We start from the raw sequence: 16,649 nt of genomic DNA on the forward strand, positions 1-16,649 counted from the left end.
GAATATAGACAGGGATCGTTGCGATCGTTTTAGAAATGAGTTTTTTTAAAATCTTCTTGGGCTGCTAAGGATTGTTTTGGGTGCTTAGAGCGACTTGTTATCCAGCTTAGGCCAATATTTTTTAGTACCTTATATACATGGTTAATATGATAATGGATGCCAAACTGCTGCTCTATATGTGATTGAACGTCTAACCCCGTTAATCGTCCACCCTGTTCGGAGCGGCTAAACTCATCTATATATTGATAAAGAACCTGCTTTTGGTGTTCGTCGAGTTTATTAGCATTTGTCGAATTCATATTGGCTTTCAAGCCATCAATGCCAGTATTTAAGTAGTTTTTAACCCATTCATTGACACTGCGACGACTAACCTTTAATTGGCGAGCGACTTGAGCGCGATTGTGACATTCCAGAAAGCAAGAAACAGCCAATATGCGGATACGCATACGGGCGTCTTTTTCTGACTTTGATAGCTTAACAAGCTCAACAGATGTGTAGTTTTTCACAGTATAAAATAATTTGAAAGTGGTGAGCATATTAGATCATAATTTAATGCGGATTGGTATTAGTTGTACTTAACAGTACTCAATCACCTTATGCGTTATTAATTTTTTGTTTTAAGTCGTATGCATCTTCGGTAACAACCCTTTCGAGTACTTCAATTCGTTGGCGTAGGGAGCTTATTTCATCATGCAATGCTTTATTATTAGTTGCTTGTTCTGTTGTCGCACGTACTTGGCGTTCTCTAAGTTTCATTATACTAACAATAAAGCTGCCCAAAATAGCCAAAATTGGGATCAGTAATGCCATTGTTGCTGGGTTCATAAAATGTCCTTATTTGTTTTTATTCGTTGCCCATTATTGTGACAACTTAGGTCAAAATTACCAGTAACAAAAGTCATCACAGTGGAATTAATATCACGTAATTGTTTATCTCATTAATTTAACTCTATATTAGTTACTGATTATAATGGATGTTTATAAGTAATCGGTATTAATAAGTAATTTATTTACTTGAAGCACTTGATATCATACAGGCGATCCATATATCTAACTCTGTAGCAGGAATGATTAACGAAATGCTCGATAGAGGTTTCAGTAAACTTGCTAGCACAGTGCCGTAAGGGCTGTGAAAACTGTACGCCACTGACATAGACAGTGGTTATTTTTTACATATTGCTTTAGACAAGGGTATGAACATGCGCAATTTTAATCTTTCTCCAGATTTAACTCCTCTTTACCGAAGTGCGATTGGCTTTGACCGTTTAGCACAACTTGCTGAACACGCTGCAGCGAATAATGCCAACTGTGGTTATCCTCCTTATAACATTGAGCTTTTAGGTGAAAATAGTTACCGAATTACCATGGCCGTTGCAGGTTTTTCGATGCCAGAATTAGATATCATGAGTGAAGGCGAAAAACTGATAGTAAAAGGCAATAAGACAGCCAAAAGTGATGATCGTAAATATTTGCATCAAGGTATCGCCGAACGAGGCTTTGAGCGCAGCTTCCAATTAGCTGATCATGTTCGCGTGGTGGGAGCGGAATTAGAACATGGTTTGTTAAATATTGATTTAGTTCGTGAGATTCCAGAAGCAATGAAACCACGTAAAATTGATATTGTTTCAACCAACTCCCTTGGTTAGGCCAATATTGTTAGGCTGATATGATTGGTGGGCTAAGTGTTAACTGCCACTTAACCTACATTGTTAACCTTGTAGTTTATCTCCCCCCCTATTTAGCGTTTTTGCTTACGCCTAGTTTTTAAACTAGGCTTTTTTGTGCTTAATTTTTATTTAACAGCACCGGACCTGGACCTTGCTCGACTAGAATATCTTCTGGGTTATACAGTGGACAGTGTTTCATCGATAAACAACCGCAGCCGATACAAGCTTCTAATGAGTCTTTCAACTTTTGCATCTTAGCAATCCGCTGAGTTAGCGTCTTTTTCCAGGCATTTGATAAATCGGCCCAATCTTCTTTAGTGGCGGTTCTACCATTAGGGAGACTGGTAAAGGCGAGGTGTATTTCATCTAACGAGATCCCTAATTGCTGCGCAGCTTTGATGAGCGAAATCCGCCTGATAACTTCTCGTGCATAACGGCGTTGATTACCTTGGTTTCGCCAACTGCTGATAAGACCTTTTTGCTCGTAAAAATGAATCGCAGAGATGTTGATCCCGCAACGTTTTGCAACTTGGCCCACACTTAATTCTGTTTCTACTGACATTAGCACTCCAAATTTTTTATCATTTTGGCAAATTTAATCCTTTACCTCAAGTTAACTTGAGGTATTAAGCTGTGCTGTATCAATAATAAGGAGATAAGTGATGAGATTAGAACATTTAAATTTAGTGGTGCATGACTTAGATGAAACATTAGTATTTTATCAGGCGGCATTTCCCCATTGGCGGGTTCGTGGTGGCGGAGAGTCGATTTGGCATGGCACACCACGGAAATGGCTTCACTTTGGCGATGATTTTCATTATTTATCATTTAATGATTCTGGTACGGGTGAGGTGCGCGACCTTAAAAGCAATGCATTGGGCTTAGCTCATTTTGCTTATGCAGTGGATAACATTGATGCGTTAGTGGCAAGATTAGCACTGGTGGGTTTTGAAGTAGCCATTATGGGTGGACATGACCCTTTTTACAAAAGCCGTTACTTTATTGATCCGAATGGATTTGAAGTAGAATTTGTTGAATACTCAACGGATATACCCAGTGAGCGAAATCAGTACGATAGTGAGTAGCCGATATACTGCACCATTGGGCTTATTAGAGTAAGCCCAATAATTTAGGTTAAAGCCGATTGCAACAAGCTAAAATCCGATATTCTTATTAACAATACGCTGATTAAAGGAAGTGTGATAAGTCACTGTTAACGGCTATCTCAACTTCTTGTTGCTTGCCATGGAATAAGTAAGCTACTTCATCGCCAATCAGTTGCAATGTCTCCCCTCTACGCCACAATGCACTGCCTTCCTGAATAGCTATCACCGGCGTTAATGGGTCTACCATCGTAAACTCTAATAGCCGTTGTGCGCGTGTTTCACCATTGTGCCCCGGCATTTGGTAATTGGTGTAATGCGGATTTAATTGAAACGGAAGAATGCCTAAGGCTGTAAAAGATGGAGGCTCAGTAATTGGCATATCATTAGTGGTACGAATGCTAGCACCGGTAATGTTTGAACCTGCGCTCCAACCAACATATGGCATGCCATTTTCTACTTGTTCACGGATTAAATGTACCAAGTCATAACGATACAGTTCGTTGAGCAATTGGAATGTATTTCCGCCACCAACCAAAATACCCGCTGCATCTTGAATCGCTTGTTTGGGATCGGAAAATTGATGAATGCTAGTAATGATAATGGGCAGTGGTTCAAGCGCAGTTTGTACTTTAATTAAATAGTCATCGTAATTGACACTGACGCCAGCATAGGGAATAAACAGCCATTGCTGCCCAGGTTGAGTTAATGGGCGGATGAGTTCGAGAGTATGGGTTAAATAAGCTGAATCACCGACACGTGAAGCACTCAACATTAGTGCATTAATGGTCATAAAAAGTCCTTTGGTATTTTGTTTTTGATAGTTTATCAAAAATTAATCATTATCGACAATTAGTTGGTTTTTGTCGTTTTTATTCAGTTTGGTTTAATAATATCTGCCTAAAATCTGCTCGCTAGAGATTCAAGAGTATGTTTAATCCGCCTATATAAGAAGGATAAATATTTTTTAATATAACTAAGCTTGAATTTTAGATTTATTGACATATTATGTCTTTGGTAACAACTGAAAATCGGCACTTTCGCCATACAGGAGCTTAAATGAAGCGTATATTTTTGTTGATCGCAACCAACTTTGCCATCTTACTGGTTGCCTCAATTGTAATGTCTATTCTTGGTGTTAATACCTCAACGATGAGTGGACTGTTAGTATTTGCTGCCATTTTTGGTTTTGGTGGTGCGTTTATCAGTTTAGCCATTTCAAAATGGATGGCGAAGAAAACCATGGGCTGTGAAGTTATTACTCAACCACGTGACAGTATGGAACGTTGGTTAGTTGAAACGGTTGCACGCCAAGCTGAAAAGTCTGGAATTAAGATGCCTGAAGTGGCAATTTACCAGTCACCAGAGATGAACGCATTTGCAACGGGTCCAAGTAAAAATAACGCCTTAGTTGCAGTCAGTTCTGGTTTGCTTTATGGCATGACCCAAGACGAAATTGAAGGCGTTCTCGCTCATGAAGTGAGCCACGTGGCCAACGGTGACATGGTGACCTTAACCTTAATTCAAGGTGTGGTGAATACTTTTGTTATTTTTGCAGCACGTGTTGTTGCTGGCATTATTAATAATTTTGTTTCCAGTAATGACGAAGAAGGTCAAGGCCTAGGTATGTTCGCCTACATGGCTGTAGTATTTGTACTTGATATGCTATTCGGTATTTTGGCATCGATTATCGTAGCTTACTTTTCACGTATTCGTGAGTTTAAGGCTGATGAAGGCGCCGCGCGTTTAGCAGGCAAAAATAAAATGATTGCCGCATTAGAACGTTTACGTCAAGGGCCTGAATCTGGCGCTATGCCAGCACAAATGTCAGCCTTTGGTATCAATGGCAAACGTTCAATGGCTGAGTTATTGATGAGCCATCCGCCATTAGAAAAGCGCATTGCTGCTTTAAAAAATAGCTAGCATTCAGGAGTTTACCGTCGCACTGACGGTAACGAATCCCACAAAGGAGTCTTTTGGCTCCTTTTTTGTTTTTGTGTAATATTATGATTGAATCTGAGTTGTTAATCAGGTAATTATAGTGTCCTTATAGTATTAATCGCTCGAATCGATTGCATTGGTTGTTTAATTACAGCTAATAAGGCCGATTCTGATATAATCTGACTTGGCACTAATGCTAATAAGAATACTCATAATAGTACCCATAAGATTTGGCTTATCAAAGCTTACTCAATAAGCACTATTCAGGAAGGTGGTATGCTGAAAAAAGCTATTTCTCCAGCGCAATTAAGAGAATGGCAGCTAGAAATAAATGATATTTCTGCCGAGTTTCGTCTTACAATCATGTTTTACCATGTCAATTCTGATAACAGTATTGAAGCTATTTGTACAAGTCAAAATATTGATGAAATGACTCAGCGACAACATAACGCTAGCGTGTTACAACATCTTAAAGCAACACCCCCTAATAGCGTAAAAGAAGTAGACCAACACACTAGTGTTTATCATCAGTTTATTCGTTCACCTCAAGGTCATATCATCGGTGTGATCAGCTTTAGTGCCAATAACATCAAACCGACTCAGGCGACTTTATTTCAACCTTTATCTGCGATGCAAGCGCGCATAGCGGATATGTTAACTAACGCCATTCGCTATTATATAAGCTCCTTAATCGTTGATTTAAATATCACAGAGTCAGTGTCCCCAGGTGTTGATTTACAGTCTTTTATTGATGCTTTTGATGAACATGTTTGGGTTAAGGATGCTAGCGGGCAATATGTTGCCTGTAATAAAAGTGTTGAACGAGCTTGGCGAAAATCTAAAGAGCAAATTGTCGGTAAAACTGACGTTGATCTTTTTGACCAACGCACCGCCGAAGAATTTATTGAGGGCGATAAATTAGCCATTAATAACGGCGCAACGGTAGTGGTTTCTGAATGCGAAGAATTCGACATTAATTTTAACAAAGTGTGGCTCGAAACCATCAAGGCTCCGATCCTTAATGCCCAAGGCCATTTGGTCGGTGTCATCGGCATGACTCGTAATATAGCCAAACATAAAGAGGCAGAAGAACAGTTAACGTTAGCTGCAAACGTGTTTCAAAATGCGGTCGAGGGAGTCGTTATAACTGACCGTGATGGTAATATTACTGAAATTAACCAAGCGTTTACTGATATCACCGGTTATAGCCGTGAAGAGGTAATAGGTCAAAACCCTAAAATACTCAGTTCGGGACGTCACCCAAAAAGCTTCTTTGAACGTTTGTGGAATACCTTGCTTGTTCAAGGTAAATGGCATGGTGAAATTTGGAATCGTCGTAAATATGGGGCTATTTTTCCGCAAGCTATTACCATCAGTGCGGTATTTGATAAACAAAATATCATTCAGTATTACGTTGCAGTGTTTGCCGATATTTCAGCGCAGAAACAAAATGAAGAAAAACTCAAAAACTTAGCTTATTTTGACCCTCTGACACAATTGCCTAATCGGATGCAATTTATGTCACTGCTAGAGCAAGAGGTTAATCACTCTCATAGGGCCAAAAAACAGTTGGCGATTGTGTTTTTAGATATCGATTTTTTTAAGCACATTAATGACAGTTTAGGTCATGTTATTGGCGATGAAGTTTTAGTTGAATTGGCCAATCGTTTATCTTATGCATTATCTGATTTTGACGCATTAGCACGCTTAAGTGGCGATGAGTTTGTGGTTATGTTGCCTAGCATCACGGGCACGGATTCCGTTACCTCTTCGGTAGACCGTATTCGAAGTGTGTTTGAACAGCCATTTATTCTCGATAATTCCCAATCTGTACGTCTTACTGCCAGTATGGGGGTGGCGATATATCCAAGTGATGGTGATGATCATGACAGCTTATTGCGTAATGCTGATGCTGCAATGCACCGTGCAAAATTAGATGGGCGAAACAATTATGCCTTTTATACTGAGTCAATGACCAAACAGGCTGTGGCGCAATTAAAACTGCAAACAGCATTGCACCAAGCGCTGGTGAATGAAGATTTTTATTTAGTTTATCAACCGAAGTTGAAACTGTCTGATCTGACACCCAGTGGCTTTGAAGCGCTCATTCGTTGGCATGACCCTGTCTTTGGCAATATTTCTCCGGCAGAGTTTATTCCATTAGCTGAGAAGATTGGCTTGATTTGGGATATTGGTTTATGGGTATTAAAGGCAGCCTGCCTGCAAGGGGTTGAATGGCTAACTCAAGGTAAAATGTTTGAGCGTATTTCAGTTAATGTGGCTAGCTTACAGCTGCAAAGAAATGATTTTGTCGATAAAGTGCGATCCATTTTATTAGAAACCGGATTACCTGCCAAACATTTGGAATTAGAAGTAACCGAGTCTTGTATGATGATCGATCCCGATGCGATTATTCATGATTTGAAATTATTAGGTGCTATGGGAATTGCCTTGAGCATCGATGACTTTGGTACCGGTTATTCTTCACTCAATTATCTGAAAAAGTTACCGATTGATACGTTGAAAATCGATCAGTCGTTTGTGCGTGATATCCCTCATGATGCTAATAACACCGTCATTGCAAAGGCTGTTATTGCACTTGGGCATGCACTGAATTTGCAGATTATTGCTGAAGGAGTAGAAACCGTCGATCAAGCAGATTTTCTGCGGCTCAATGGCTGTGATTTTGCTCAAGGATATTTGTACAGCAAACCGCAATTGCCACAAGATCTTAACGAGTTTTTACCTATGATCCGTAACAGCATTAACCTGCCCACTGAAATTAACTTAAAGTAAATAAAATAGCAGCTTACACAATATGTAAGCTGCTTTTATATCACCATTACGACTTTTTAGTACTGTATTAAGCGTAAATATCTACGTTCACAGAGGTTGAATTACTGTTAGCCGTTTCGGTGTTTTCACCATTATAAATACTGCTCAACGCCTCAAAGAAAATACTGCCGATGTCCTCGTCAGATAAGCCTTCTGTAAGTGGTTTTAATTCATCCAACATAGACTTCAGCGACTCTTGTTGCTCGTCGGTCAATGATGACAACATGTCAGTTGTTAATTGCTGTTGATCATCAGACAAGGTCGACACCGCTGTATCTAACCCAGGCGGTACACCGCCTTTTGGTGGTGGCGGACCATCAGGACGCGGAGGTCTTTGGGTGTTCTCGGCCGATGTCATTTGCATCGAATTGTTACCACTAGTCACTTGCATATTTACTCCTTAAGCATTGATTATTAATTATTTTAGGCAAGAATACCCCTTAACTACACGAGTGTTATTTGCGCTGTTTTGGCGGTTGTTTCATATCGTCAGGACCATTGGCGGGTACAGCGACAAGCTCGCCATCGATAATTTGACAGCTTGCTTCAAGGGTGTCGCCACGGGGGGTGTCAAAACTAACCTGATCATTTTCAGCACTGTTAGCACACGCTTCAACAGCTTCTTTAGGTGGTTTTCTATCATGTGGGTTAGCATTAGCACCGACAGATACTAATAACATAAAGCTAAGTAGACCAATACTGATTGGCTTAAGAGTCATGGTGACACTCCTTGGTTAGGTAACTCATGGCAATATAACCTAACAATGTGGAGTAATTGTGCAGAATTGGAGGAGATTTTTATCAGTTATTTATCGCGACTAGTTTGTGCGTATATAGCTGGTTATAATGTCTTTTATGAAAATATCTCAAAAGCTTTTCTTAGCCTTCGTTGGCCTTACCAGTATTGTACTTATCGCCACGTTATCATTAGCGAGGTGGAGTTTTGACCAAGGTTTTTTAGACTACATCAACGGATTAGAACAAGAGCGTCTACAGTATTTATCGAATGAACTATTGGCACTTTATGCGGCTAATCCGGTATCACAAACTGATCCATCAGTAATGACAGAGCAACAATCTACACGAGTGTGGCAGTCTATTAATCAAAAAGCATTAACACAAGCCATTGCGCTTCATGCGCCACGTCCACAAAAATATCGTCCAGACGGCAGCGCAATGCCCCCCCCAAGACCGATTGGTGATAATCCTCCTTTGGGACCGGGATCACAATTAGGTCCTCCTAGACGACGGCCTCCGTTTGCTTCACCACCTTCTGGTCCACCGACAGGGTTATATTCAGCAGCGCAACAATTTATCGTCGGCGCCGACATTGACCATGCGGACGTTCTCATTAGCTTACCGCTAATATTTGATGATCAGGTCGTCGGTTATTTATACAGCAGCCCTATTAGAGACATTGAATCTTCTTCGGCTACTGCATTTTCTCAGCAACAACGCTGGACCAGTATGGGAATTGGTTTATTGTGTTTACTGCTTGCGAGTGCGATTGCTTGGTGGTTATCTCGTTTTCTGCTTATTCCGGTAAAGCAAGTTATGCTGGGCGTGTCATATTTATCTCAGGGTAATTATGATCAACGTTTATCGCCTCAGCGCACCGATGAATTAGGCCAACTAATGGCTAATATTGATCATCTGGCGCTGACATTATCTAAAAATCGTAGTGCCAAAAATCGTTGGTTAGCGGACATTTCGCACGAATTGCGTACCCCTTTGAGTATTTTATGCGGTGAAATTGATGCGATTAAAGCGGGGATCAGAACATTTAATCACATTCAGTTAATCTCACTTGAACAAGAAGTGCTGCGTATGAAGCACTTAGTCGATGATTTGTATGAACTATCTTTATCTGATGTTGGTGGATTACGTTATCATTTCCAGCGGGTGAACGTCAGTGAATCACTACAAAGCACGCTTAATAGTATGGCTACCAGCCTACAAGATAAAGGCCTAACGCTACAAAGTAAGCTCCAGCCTGAGGTGTATTTATCTGCCGATATGCTTCGTCTTGAACAGCTATTTATTAATTTATTAATGAATTCTATGGCTTACACAGACAGTCCAGGGGTAATTGATGTGCGATTATCACAACAAAATAAAACGATGAGATTAACTATTAATGACACCAAGCCCAGTGCCAGCATTGAAGAGTGTGAACACCTGTTTGAGCCATTATATCGCCAAGACAGTGCCCGCACACGCCGTGGTAGTGGTGCAGGTCTTGGTTTAACCATCTGTAAGAATATTGTCGAAGCGCATGATGGCACCATTAAGGCCATCCCATCACCACAGGGTGGACTTTGTATTGAAGTACTATTACCTATGCACAGGGAGTCATTATGAGTGGACATGTTCATCAACAACCATTAACCATATTAGTGGTGGAGGACGAGCCTAAAATAGCGCAGATTTTAGTCGACTTTTTAACCCTTGAAGGTTTTAACACCTTGGTACAACACGATGGTCGTGAAGTGATTGAAACGGTTAAGTCTCAACAAATTGACTTTATGATTTTAGATCTGATGTTGCCCTATAAAGACGGTTTAACCATTTGCCGTGAGTTGAGGCAATTTTCAATGCTGCCAGTATTAATGTTAACGGCGCGGGTAGATGAAATTGACCGCTTAATGGGCTTAGATATTGGAGCAGACGATTATGTGTGTAAACCATTTTCGGCTAGGGAAGTCGTCGCTCGGGTCAAAACGATTTTAAGACGAGTTGAAAATACCCATGGCAGTCAAAGTGAACAGATTATTCGTTATAAATATCTGCAGATCAATATCGAACGTTTTAAATGTCAGGTCGACCAACAAGAGATTGAATTAACACCGGTTGAATTTAGATTACTGCACACTTTGCTAAAAAGACCCGGTGTAGTGCACTCTCGCGACAGCCTAATGCAAGTTTGCTATGTTGACGATCGTATTGTCAGCTCGCGTACCATAGATAGTCATGTCAAAAATCTACGTCATAAGTTGGCCCAAGCTAGTCAACAAAAAGAACTATTACATTCAATTTATGGGGTAGGCTATAAGGTGGAATGAGCTGGTAAATAATACCAGCGCATGTGGCTGGCTCGAGGCATGCTGAGCGTGTGGTAAGTCCGTTTGGCTATGATGAATATAGCTTGTTAGCTGCTCACCTTATTGATAAACGGCCTGGAATTGTCGACATAAAACGCCCTCAATCTGCCCCGTTTTTTCGAACATCTCTATCCGCCATGCCCATAGCAGTGGGCTTTGACAAGCAACAGTGGTATGCCTTCACTTATGACGCTTAGTTTACTGGTGCTATTTATGTTGGGCCGTTAAGAGCTATCATAACTTGGTACTATCTGTGCGCTACAACGCCTTATTCATCAGTTAACTCGGTTTAGCAAATGCTTAACTGAGATCATTAACGCTCCACTTTCCGCTTCTTCGGTAGTCATCTGATTATTAAAATATTATTGAGTCGACTTACTTTTATTTATTATATCTACAAGGATATTTGCTCGCTCATCGCTTCGCTTTTGTTTGACATGGCATTGAAATAATTCGCGGTATCAATGTGGTATCAATGCGGTCTCATTTTGATCTCATTTGGGTCTTATTTTGACATCGAACACACTGACGAGACATTGATTTAGGCGATCGGCAGTAGAGCATCGGTATTTAACTATTGGTATTAGCGCAATTGGTTGTAGACTAAGAGTTGATAGTCGGACCAAAGTGGATCAGGTAAGATAGTGCTTCCACTGGCATGTGCTATTTGGAATACATTTATACTGAGGTGGACTGTTTTTCTGCCTAGGAGCATTAATGCAACTGTTTGTAAAAGATTTAACTGTTATTGATTTTTCTTATCTTTGCCCCATTCGCGGCATGGTAGGTGAAAGCTGGATTGTCGATGTGCTATTAGATGGCGGCTTAGATGAGCAAAATATGGTGCTCGACTTTGCCAAAGTCAAGCGTACCATCAAAAACACCATCGATGATGTTGCCGATCATCGTTTGTTAATCCCTACGGCTTGCAGCGAAGTGCGCTGGCAGCAAAAGGGCGACCGAGTATGGATGGACTTTAGCAGCCAAAAAGGTGATATCCACCTGGCGTGTCCATCACAAGCTTTTGCACTGATCCCAACCGAAGTTATCGACTATGAAAGTGTTAATGACTTTTTGAAAAAAGCCTTACGTGAAGTGTTGCCAGAAAATGTCCAAGGTATCAGCCTGACATTACGCCACGAAGCACTTGATACGCCGTTTTATCATTACAGTCATGGTCTACGTAAACATGACGGTAATTGTCAGCGTATTGCTCATGGTCATCGGAGCCCGGTAACGGTATTTGAAAATGGCATCGCGACACCTAAATGGGACCACTATTGGGCTGAACGTTGGCAAGATATTTACCTTGGCACCGAAGAAGACTTAGTGTCTATCAAAACACTTCATTTGTCTAAGCAAACGAAAGTCAGCGACGAAACGCATTTTGGTTTTCACTATGTTGCCCCTCAAGGTGATTTTCAATTAGCAATTCCTAAGCATTGTTGTGACTTAATTCCCCATGACACCACCGTCGAGTTATTGGCTGAATACATGGCTAAAACATTGTCGAGTAAAGAGCCCGAAAGTCATTTTAAAGTCATCGCTTTCGAAGGTATTGGCAAAGGAGCCATTGCAGTAAGAGGTTAATCAAGTATTATTAATGGGCTGCCATACGGTAGCCCTTTTTTTATGTTTTTTGTCGCAATTAACAAGGAATGCATTTCGATTATGTTATTAAAAAAGACACTTTTACAATCGATTTCAACGGCCGCAATGCTGGTGATCAGTCTATGCGGACTCAGTACTAACGCTGCTGCAGCGGTGACATTTCAAGGTCAGTTTGAACAAGGTGCACTAGTGCGTGGCGCCGTGCCAGCAGGCAGTAAAATTTTACTTAATGGCCAACCGGTAAAAATCACCCCAAATGGTCAATTTGCCATTGGGTTTGATAGAGACGCGAAAGCAGAGCAAGTGTTTAAAGTCATTTACCCAGACGGATTAACCGAAATTAAACCGCTAAAAATTGCCGCGAGGCAGTACAAAATTGATCGGGTCACTGGCATTAGCCAAAAAATAATGAAACCCGATCCTGTCGCCCAAAAAAGGGCGGCTAAAGATGCCAAACAGACTCGCGCCGCCAGAGGCTTATTTAGTCAGCAACAGGCATTTATGCAGCCCTTTATTTGGCCAGTTACGGGCAGAATTTCAGGCGTTTATGGCAGCCAACGGGTATATAACGACGTTCCCGGTAACCCACATTTTGGTGTTGATGTTGCACGTCCAACAGGCACGGTCGTCGTCGCGCCAGCAGACGGCGTTATTACCTTAGCCGAGCCTGATATGTTCTATTCTGGTGGCACTGTGATTATCGATCACGGTTATGGGATTAATTCAACATTTTTGCACTTAAGTAAATTGTATTTAACCGTCGGTGACAAAGTTGTGCAGGGCGATAAAGTTGCTGAAATTGGTGCAACCGGTCGCGTTACGGGTCCGCATTTAGATTGGCGCTTAAATTGGTTCCAAATGCGCCTAGATCCAGTGTCAATAGTGCCGTCAATGGCCAGCGTGTTGGCAGCGGAGAAAGCGGCAAAATAGTTTTTAGCTTATATTTTATCGTTCCGGTAATGCGATTAAGTTGGAAGAGTTTGTTTATGTTTACATTTTTTTGAACTATAGCTGGCGCGATTTTCGGTTTAAATGAACCACTCTGGTGATATTTTAATGTTACCTCGAGTTACCGACATAGATAGCACGAGTCAATGGTTACATTATAAAGCACAAAGGGTCTTGGCATGATCAAACGAGTGGGCAATACCAACATTGAACTGAAACACAAAGCGACATGTCATTGTGGAGCGGTTGAACTTGAACTCACTTTACTAAACGGCATCGAAAACCCGAGACGCTGTGATTGTTCAATTTGTCGTAGAAAAGGTGCCATTGTTGCTTCGGTTAAACTCGATGGAATTCGATTGGTAAAAGGCCAAGATGTGCTTAAGCTATATCAATTTAATACCAACACCGCGAAACACTTCTTCTGTTCTCACTGTGGTATCTATACCCATCATCAACGACGCTCAAACCCGAGCGAATATGGCTTTAACATTGGCTGTTTAGACGGCGTCAATCCATTTGATTTAGGTAACGTGGTCACCGGCGATGGTGTCAATCACCCAATCGATCGGACTGCTTAACAACAAGTAAAATTTGACTAGCAGTAATCGTGGGTGTCACATTCATTTGTTCGCATGAGACGTTTTCCCAGCCAATAGCTGCCGACGTACAAAGCTCAGTCAAGTCAGGGTGCCGCTCGCAATGTCATGCATATAGTAAGAACACAAAGAGATTGAGCCACTAGGTCGCTGGTGTTGTCAGAAGAGTGAAATGGGACGGTTAAGGTTTATGGTCAATATAATGAGAATAAGACTACAACTGAAGATGTTTAAGCATGGATCTACATTGAGGTTATCGGGATTATTTCGATTACAGTTGACCAGGTCATACGGCTCAATCTTATTAGCAATGTTGCTAATTTATGTGCTGGAATAATCAAAGGCTATCGCAATGAATGATGAAAGCAGCTATGTTGTTGATTATAAGAATGGGTGGCTTAGTTTCGTTGTTAGTTTCGTTGTTAGTTTCGTTGTTAGTTTAGTTGTTATGTTTATTAGCTAGTTATGGAGAATATATTATGAGTAAACCAATACGTGCTTCAGATACCCCCTATGCAGTCGAGGTAGAAGCGGGTAAAAATTATTTTTGGTGTTCATGTGGGGAAAGTAAAAAACAGCCTTTTTGTGATGGTTCTCATAAAGGTTCTGAATTTACACCAGTGAAATTTACTGCCAAAGAGTCTAATAAAGTGTTCTTTTGTGGCTGTAAATCAACAAGAACTCAGCCAATGTGTGATGGCAGCCATAAACAAACATAACATCAACAGGAACATCAACAGGAAAATCACTCGCGGGGCGGGGCCAAAACGCGGGAGTTTTCCAGTGATATTAACATTAAATCTGCGCGGACATTTCAGCACTTGCGGCAGTGGCAATTAAGCGATTATCCATATGTGGCGTTGTTGCGCTGTTAATTTAAGACGACATTAACGGTTGGCTATCTGTTTTAGCATGTCTAATGCAACGGCTTCGGCAATACTGATGCCGTCGATACCCGCCGATAAAATGCCGCCTGCATAACCGGCACCTTCACCTGCAGGGTACAAACCTTTGGTATTAAGACTTTGATAATCTGCGCCACGTTTAATTTGCACTGGTGAAGAGGTACGCGTTTCAACGCCCGTTAACATGGCATCTTTACTGTCAAAACCTCGAATTTTCTTACCGAATGCGGGAATGGCTTCGCGGATCGCATCGATGGCGAATTGGGGTAATGCATCGCTTAAATCAGTCATTTTTACATTGGGTTTATAAGATGGCTCAACATTTTCAAACGGTTTACCCACCCCCGCGGCTAAAAAGTCGCCTACCATTTGCGCAGGTGCATCATAATTACTGCCGCCCATAACATAGGCATTGCGTTCCAATTTACGTTGCAGCGCGATCCCTTGCAGTGGATCGTTATCAAAATCACTTGGGTCTATCCCCACCACAATGGCACTGTTAGCATTACGTTCACTTCGCGAATATTGGCTCATACCGTTAGTGACTACCGCATGCTCTTCTGACGTTGCCGCCACAACCACACCACCAGGGCACATACAAAAGCTGTACACACTGCGACCACTTTTACAATGATGGACCAACTTGTAATCTGCAGCACCTAACATTGGGTGGCCCGCGTTACTGCCAAAGCGGTCTTTATCTATCATGTCTTGTTTGTGTTCAATACGAAAACCAATCGAAAATGACTGCGCCTGCATATACACGCCTTTATCATGCAACATTTGGAATGTATCACGGGCACTGTGGCCAATCGCAGCAATGACATGTGTAGAATGCAGCACTTCGCCATTTCTAAGTGTGACACCCGTCACCTGACGATCGCTAATATTGATTTCATCGACACGGGTTTCAAAGCGAACTTCACCGCCTAATCGGATGATCTCACTACGCATTTTCTCCACCATAGTCACCAGTTTAAAGGTACCAATGTGTGGTTTGCTGACATAAATGATTTCAGCCGGTGCGCCCGCGGCAACAAATTCTTGTTTTACTTTTAAGCCTTTAAAACCAGGGTCTTTGACTTGACTGTATAACTTACCATCAGAGAATGTGCCCGCACCACCTTCACCAAATTGCACATTGGATTCGGTGTTTAGCTCACTGGTACGCCAAAAACGGAAGGTATCTTTAGCGCGTTCGTGCACTGATTTACCGCGCTCTAAAATAATGGGCTTAAAACCCATTTGCGCCAATATAAGTCCGACAAACAAGCCACATGGTCCCATACCTATCACCAATGGGCGCTCCGTTAACCCTTCTGGAGCACAAGCAACATACTTATAATCGGTATCTGGTGAAACACGGATGTTGTGATCATCAACAAGCGACGCCAATAACGCCACTTCGTCTACATTGGTTAATGTCACATCCAATGTATAAATTAACCAAATTAAATTCTTTTTACGGGCATCGTAGCCACGTTTAAACACATGTATGTCAACCAGCTGCTCCGCGGAGATAGATAGCTTTTGCAATACCACATCTTGCAGCGCATCTTCATTATGGTCGAGAGGCAATTGTACTTGGTTTAAACGGATCATGATTTACCTAAAAAAGAGACTTAAAAAACAGCGCATAGTTTACGTGATTTAGCTCTAAAATGAAATTATCTATCGATGTCATATGCCATTCAGGCTGCGATTGGCGAAAGCTCATCATCGCTACTGGACAGGTTAAAGGGTGTTTTTAACATTTATTGCGCCGATTGGTTAATTAAGCGACCATTTTTAGGCCTTTATTTTCGTCACTATCAGGATGTCGTTTAACTGCCCCAATCGTTGTCCTGTCATTAACAACATGCTATATGGCTAGATTATATTTATGTCTTGGGTAAGCCCTGTCAAGAAAAGGGATTTCACGCCTGTTGTGTATTATTGA

17 protein-coding genes are annotated in these 16,649 nt (G+C 41.4%); 10 read left to right on the forward strand and 7 right to left on the reverse strand.

What is annotated here, in order from left to right; all coding sequences use genetic code 11:
- Window positions 1-29 precede the first annotated feature (29 nt).
- On the reverse strand, window positions 30-536 hold the full coding sequence (locus AAEY93_RS08050; RefSeq protein ID WP_351076005.1) for a helix-turn-helix domain-containing protein: 507 nt from the start codon (window positions 534-536) through the stop codon (window positions 30-32).
- A gap of 58 nt (window positions 537-594) precedes the next feature.
- Window positions 595-825, reverse strand: coding sequence for a hypothetical protein (locus tag AAEY93_RS08055; RefSeq protein ID WP_101032051.1), 231 nt, complete (start codon window positions 823-825; stop codon window positions 595-597).
- Between the two features lie 374 nt (window positions 826-1,199).
- On the opposite strand from AAEY93_RS08055, the gene AAEY93_RS08060 reads away from it, so the two are divergent.
- A complete protein-coding gene (locus AAEY93_RS08060; RefSeq protein WP_124011744.1) occupies window positions 1,200-1,646 on the forward strand; it encodes an Hsp20 family protein in 447 nt (148 codons plus the stop codon).
- A gap of 139 nt (window positions 1,647-1,785) precedes the next feature.
- Here AAEY93_RS08060 and soxR read toward each other — a convergent pair whose 3' ends face one another.
- The gene (gene soxR / locus AAEY93_RS08065) at window positions 1,786-2,229 is read right to left on the reverse strand and encodes a redox-sensitive transcriptional activator SoxR (protein ID WP_101032049.1); all 444 of its coding nucleotides are present in this window, start codon (window positions 2,227-2,229) and stop codon (window positions 1,786-1,788) included.
- Window positions 2,230-2,326: 97 nt separating this feature from the next.
- Here soxR and AAEY93_RS08070 point away from each other — a divergent pair, with 97 nt between their 5' ends.
- Window positions 2,327-2,752 (forward strand): VOC family protein, encoded by a 426-nt coding sequence (locus tag AAEY93_RS08070; protein ID WP_164839497.1) that lies wholly within the window; start codon window positions 2,327-2,329, stop codon window positions 2,750-2,752.
- Window positions 2,753-2,855: 103 nt separating this feature from the next.
- Here AAEY93_RS08070 and pepE read toward each other — a convergent pair whose 3' ends face one another.
- Window positions 2,856-3,563 carry a dipeptidase PepE gene (gene pepE, locus AAEY93_RS08075; protein ID WP_351076010.1) on the reverse strand — a complete coding sequence of 236 codons (708 nt, stop codon included), beginning with the start codon at window positions 3,561-3,563 and terminating at the stop codon, window positions 2,856-2,858.
- Window positions 3,564-3,829: 266 nt separating this feature from the next.
- Between pepE and htpX the strand changes: the two genes are divergently transcribed.
- Both htpX and AAEY93_RS08085 read left to right on the forward strand, forming a co-directional pair.
- Window positions 3,830-4,693, forward strand: coding sequence for a protease HtpX (gene htpX, locus AAEY93_RS08080; RefSeq protein WP_351076013.1), 864 nt, complete (start codon window positions 3,830-3,832; stop codon window positions 4,691-4,693).
- A 294-nt stretch (window positions 4,694-4,987) separates the two neighbouring features.
- Window positions 4,988-7,507 carry a sensor domain-containing protein gene (locus AAEY93_RS08085; protein ID WP_351076016.1) on the forward strand — a complete coding sequence of 840 codons (2,520 nt, stop codon included), beginning with the start codon at window positions 4,988-4,990 and terminating at the stop codon, window positions 7,505-7,507.
- A gap of 67 nt (window positions 7,508-7,574) precedes the next feature.
- Here AAEY93_RS08085 and AAEY93_RS08090 read toward each other — a convergent pair whose 3' ends face one another.
- Both AAEY93_RS08090 and AAEY93_RS08095 read right to left on the reverse strand, forming a co-directional pair.
- Complete coding sequence (locus AAEY93_RS08090; RefSeq protein ID WP_351076019.1) at window positions 7,575-7,937, reverse strand: hypothetical protein; 363 nt, start codon at window positions 7,935-7,937, stop codon at window positions 7,575-7,577.
- Window positions 7,938-8,001: 64 nt separating this feature from the next.
- Window positions 8,002-8,265 carry a hypothetical protein gene (locus tag AAEY93_RS08095; protein WP_101032043.1) on the reverse strand — a complete coding sequence of 88 codons (264 nt, stop codon included), beginning with the start codon at window positions 8,263-8,265 and terminating at the stop codon, window positions 8,002-8,004.
- A gap of 136 nt (window positions 8,266-8,401) precedes the next feature.
- Here AAEY93_RS08095 and AAEY93_RS08100 point away from each other — a divergent pair, with 136 nt between their 5' ends.
- From AAEY93_RS08100 to AAEY93_RS08125, 6 genes are all read left to right on the forward strand, one after another.
- The gene (locus tag AAEY93_RS08100) at window positions 8,402-9,907 is read left to right on the forward strand and encodes an ATP-binding protein (RefSeq protein ID WP_351076022.1); all 1,506 of its coding nucleotides are present in this window, start codon (window positions 8,402-8,404) and stop codon (window positions 9,905-9,907) included.
- Complete coding sequence (locus tag AAEY93_RS08105) at window positions 9,904-10,608, forward strand: response regulator (protein ID WP_351076025.1); 705 nt, start codon at window positions 9,904-9,906, stop codon at window positions 10,606-10,608. The genes AAEY93_RS08100 and AAEY93_RS08105 overlap by 4 nt, the downstream gene beginning before the upstream one ends.
- Window positions 10,609-11,364: 756 nt before the next feature.
- Complete coding sequence (locus AAEY93_RS08110) at window positions 11,365-12,237, forward strand: 6-carboxytetrahydropterin synthase (protein WP_124011739.1); 873 nt, start codon at window positions 11,365-11,367, stop codon at window positions 12,235-12,237.
- 126 nt (window positions 12,238-12,363) lie between these two features.
- A complete protein-coding gene (locus tag AAEY93_RS08115; RefSeq protein ID WP_164839573.1) occupies window positions 12,364-13,188 on the forward strand; it encodes a M23 family metallopeptidase in 825 nt (274 codons plus the stop codon).
- A 197-nt stretch (window positions 13,189-13,385) separates the two neighbouring features.
- Window positions 13,386-13,787, forward strand: a complete 402-nt coding sequence (locus tag AAEY93_RS08120) for a GFA family protein (RefSeq protein ID WP_351076029.1) — start codon at window positions 13,386-13,388, stop codon at window positions 13,785-13,787.
- Window positions 13,788-14,284: 497 nt separating this feature from the next.
- On the forward strand, window positions 14,285-14,524 hold the full coding sequence (locus tag AAEY93_RS08125) for a CDGSH iron-sulfur domain-containing protein (RefSeq protein WP_101032036.1): 240 nt from the start codon (window positions 14,285-14,287) through the stop codon (window positions 14,522-14,524).
- A 168-nt stretch (window positions 14,525-14,692) separates the two neighbouring features.
- Here the strand turns inward: AAEY93_RS08125 and AAEY93_RS08130 are convergent, their stop codons facing one another.
- Window positions 14,693-16,312: an NAD(P)/FAD-dependent oxidoreductase gene (locus AAEY93_RS08130; RefSeq protein WP_101032035.1), complete on the reverse strand. Its 1,620-nt coding sequence runs from the start codon at window positions 16,310-16,312 to the stop codon at window positions 14,693-14,695.
- Window positions 16,313-16,649 lie beyond the last annotated feature (337 nt).

Source organism: Shewanella sp. CAL98-MNA-CIBAN-0140 (genome assembly GCF_040309905.1).
GTDB classification, from domain to species: domain Bacteria; phylum Pseudomonadota; class Gammaproteobacteria; order Enterobacterales; family Shewanellaceae; genus Shewanella; species Shewanella psychromarinicola.

Bases quoted from the DNA above. Each gene is read 5' to 3' on its own strand.
- AAEY93_RS08050 (WP_351076005.1), bottom strand. From the start codon at position 536: ATGCTCACCACTTTCAAATTATTTTATACTGTGAAAAACTACACATCT.
- AAEY93_RS08055 (WP_101032051.1), bottom strand. From the start codon at position 825: ATGAACCCAGCAACAATGGCATTACTGATCCCAATTTTGGCTATTTTG.
- AAEY93_RS08060 (WP_124011744.1), top strand. From the start codon at position 1,200: ATGCGCAATTTTAATCTTTCTCCAGATTTAACTCCTCTTTACCGAAGT.
- soxR (WP_101032049.1), bottom strand. From the start codon at position 2,229: ATGTCAGTAGAAACAGAATTAAGTGTGGGCCAAGTTGCAAAACGTTGC.
- pepE (WP_351076010.1), bottom strand. From the start codon at position 3,563: ATGACCATTAATGCACTAATGTTGAGTGCTTCACGTGTCGGTGATTCA.
- htpX (WP_351076013.1), top strand. From the start codon at position 3,830: ATGAAGCGTATATTTTTGTTGATCGCAACCAACTTTGCCATCTTACTG.
- AAEY93_RS08085 (WP_351076016.1), top strand. From the start codon at position 4,988: ATGCTGAAAAAAGCTATTTCTCCAGCGCAATTAAGAGAATGGCAGCTA.
- AAEY93_RS08090 (WP_351076019.1), bottom strand. From the start codon at position 7,937: ATGCAAGTGACTAGTGGTAACAATTCGATGCAAATGACATCGGCCGAG.
- AAEY93_RS08095 (WP_101032043.1), bottom strand. From the start codon at position 8,265: ATGACTCTTAAGCCAATCAGTATTGGTCTACTTAGCTTTATGTTATTA.
- AAEY93_RS08100 (WP_351076022.1), top strand. From the start codon at position 8,402: ATGAAAATATCTCAAAAGCTTTTCTTAGCCTTCGTTGGCCTTACCAGT.
- AAEY93_RS08105 (WP_351076025.1), top strand. From the start codon at position 9,904: ATGAGTGGACATGTTCATCAACAACCATTAACCATATTAGTGGTGGAG.
- AAEY93_RS08110 (WP_124011739.1), top strand. From the start codon at position 11,365: ATGCAACTGTTTGTAAAAGATTTAACTGTTATTGATTTTTCTTATCTT.
- AAEY93_RS08115 (WP_164839573.1), top strand. From the start codon at position 12,364: ATGCTGGTGATCAGTCTATGCGGACTCAGTACTAACGCTGCTGCAGCG.
- AAEY93_RS08120 (WP_351076029.1), top strand. From the start codon at position 13,386: ATGATCAAACGAGTGGGCAATACCAACATTGAACTGAAACACAAAGCG.
- AAEY93_RS08125 (WP_101032036.1), top strand. From the start codon at position 14,285: ATGAGTAAACCAATACGTGCTTCAGATACCCCCTATGCAGTCGAGGTA.
- AAEY93_RS08130 (WP_101032035.1), bottom strand. From the start codon at position 16,312: ATGATCCGTTTAAACCAAGTACAATTGCCTCTCGACCATAATGAAGAT.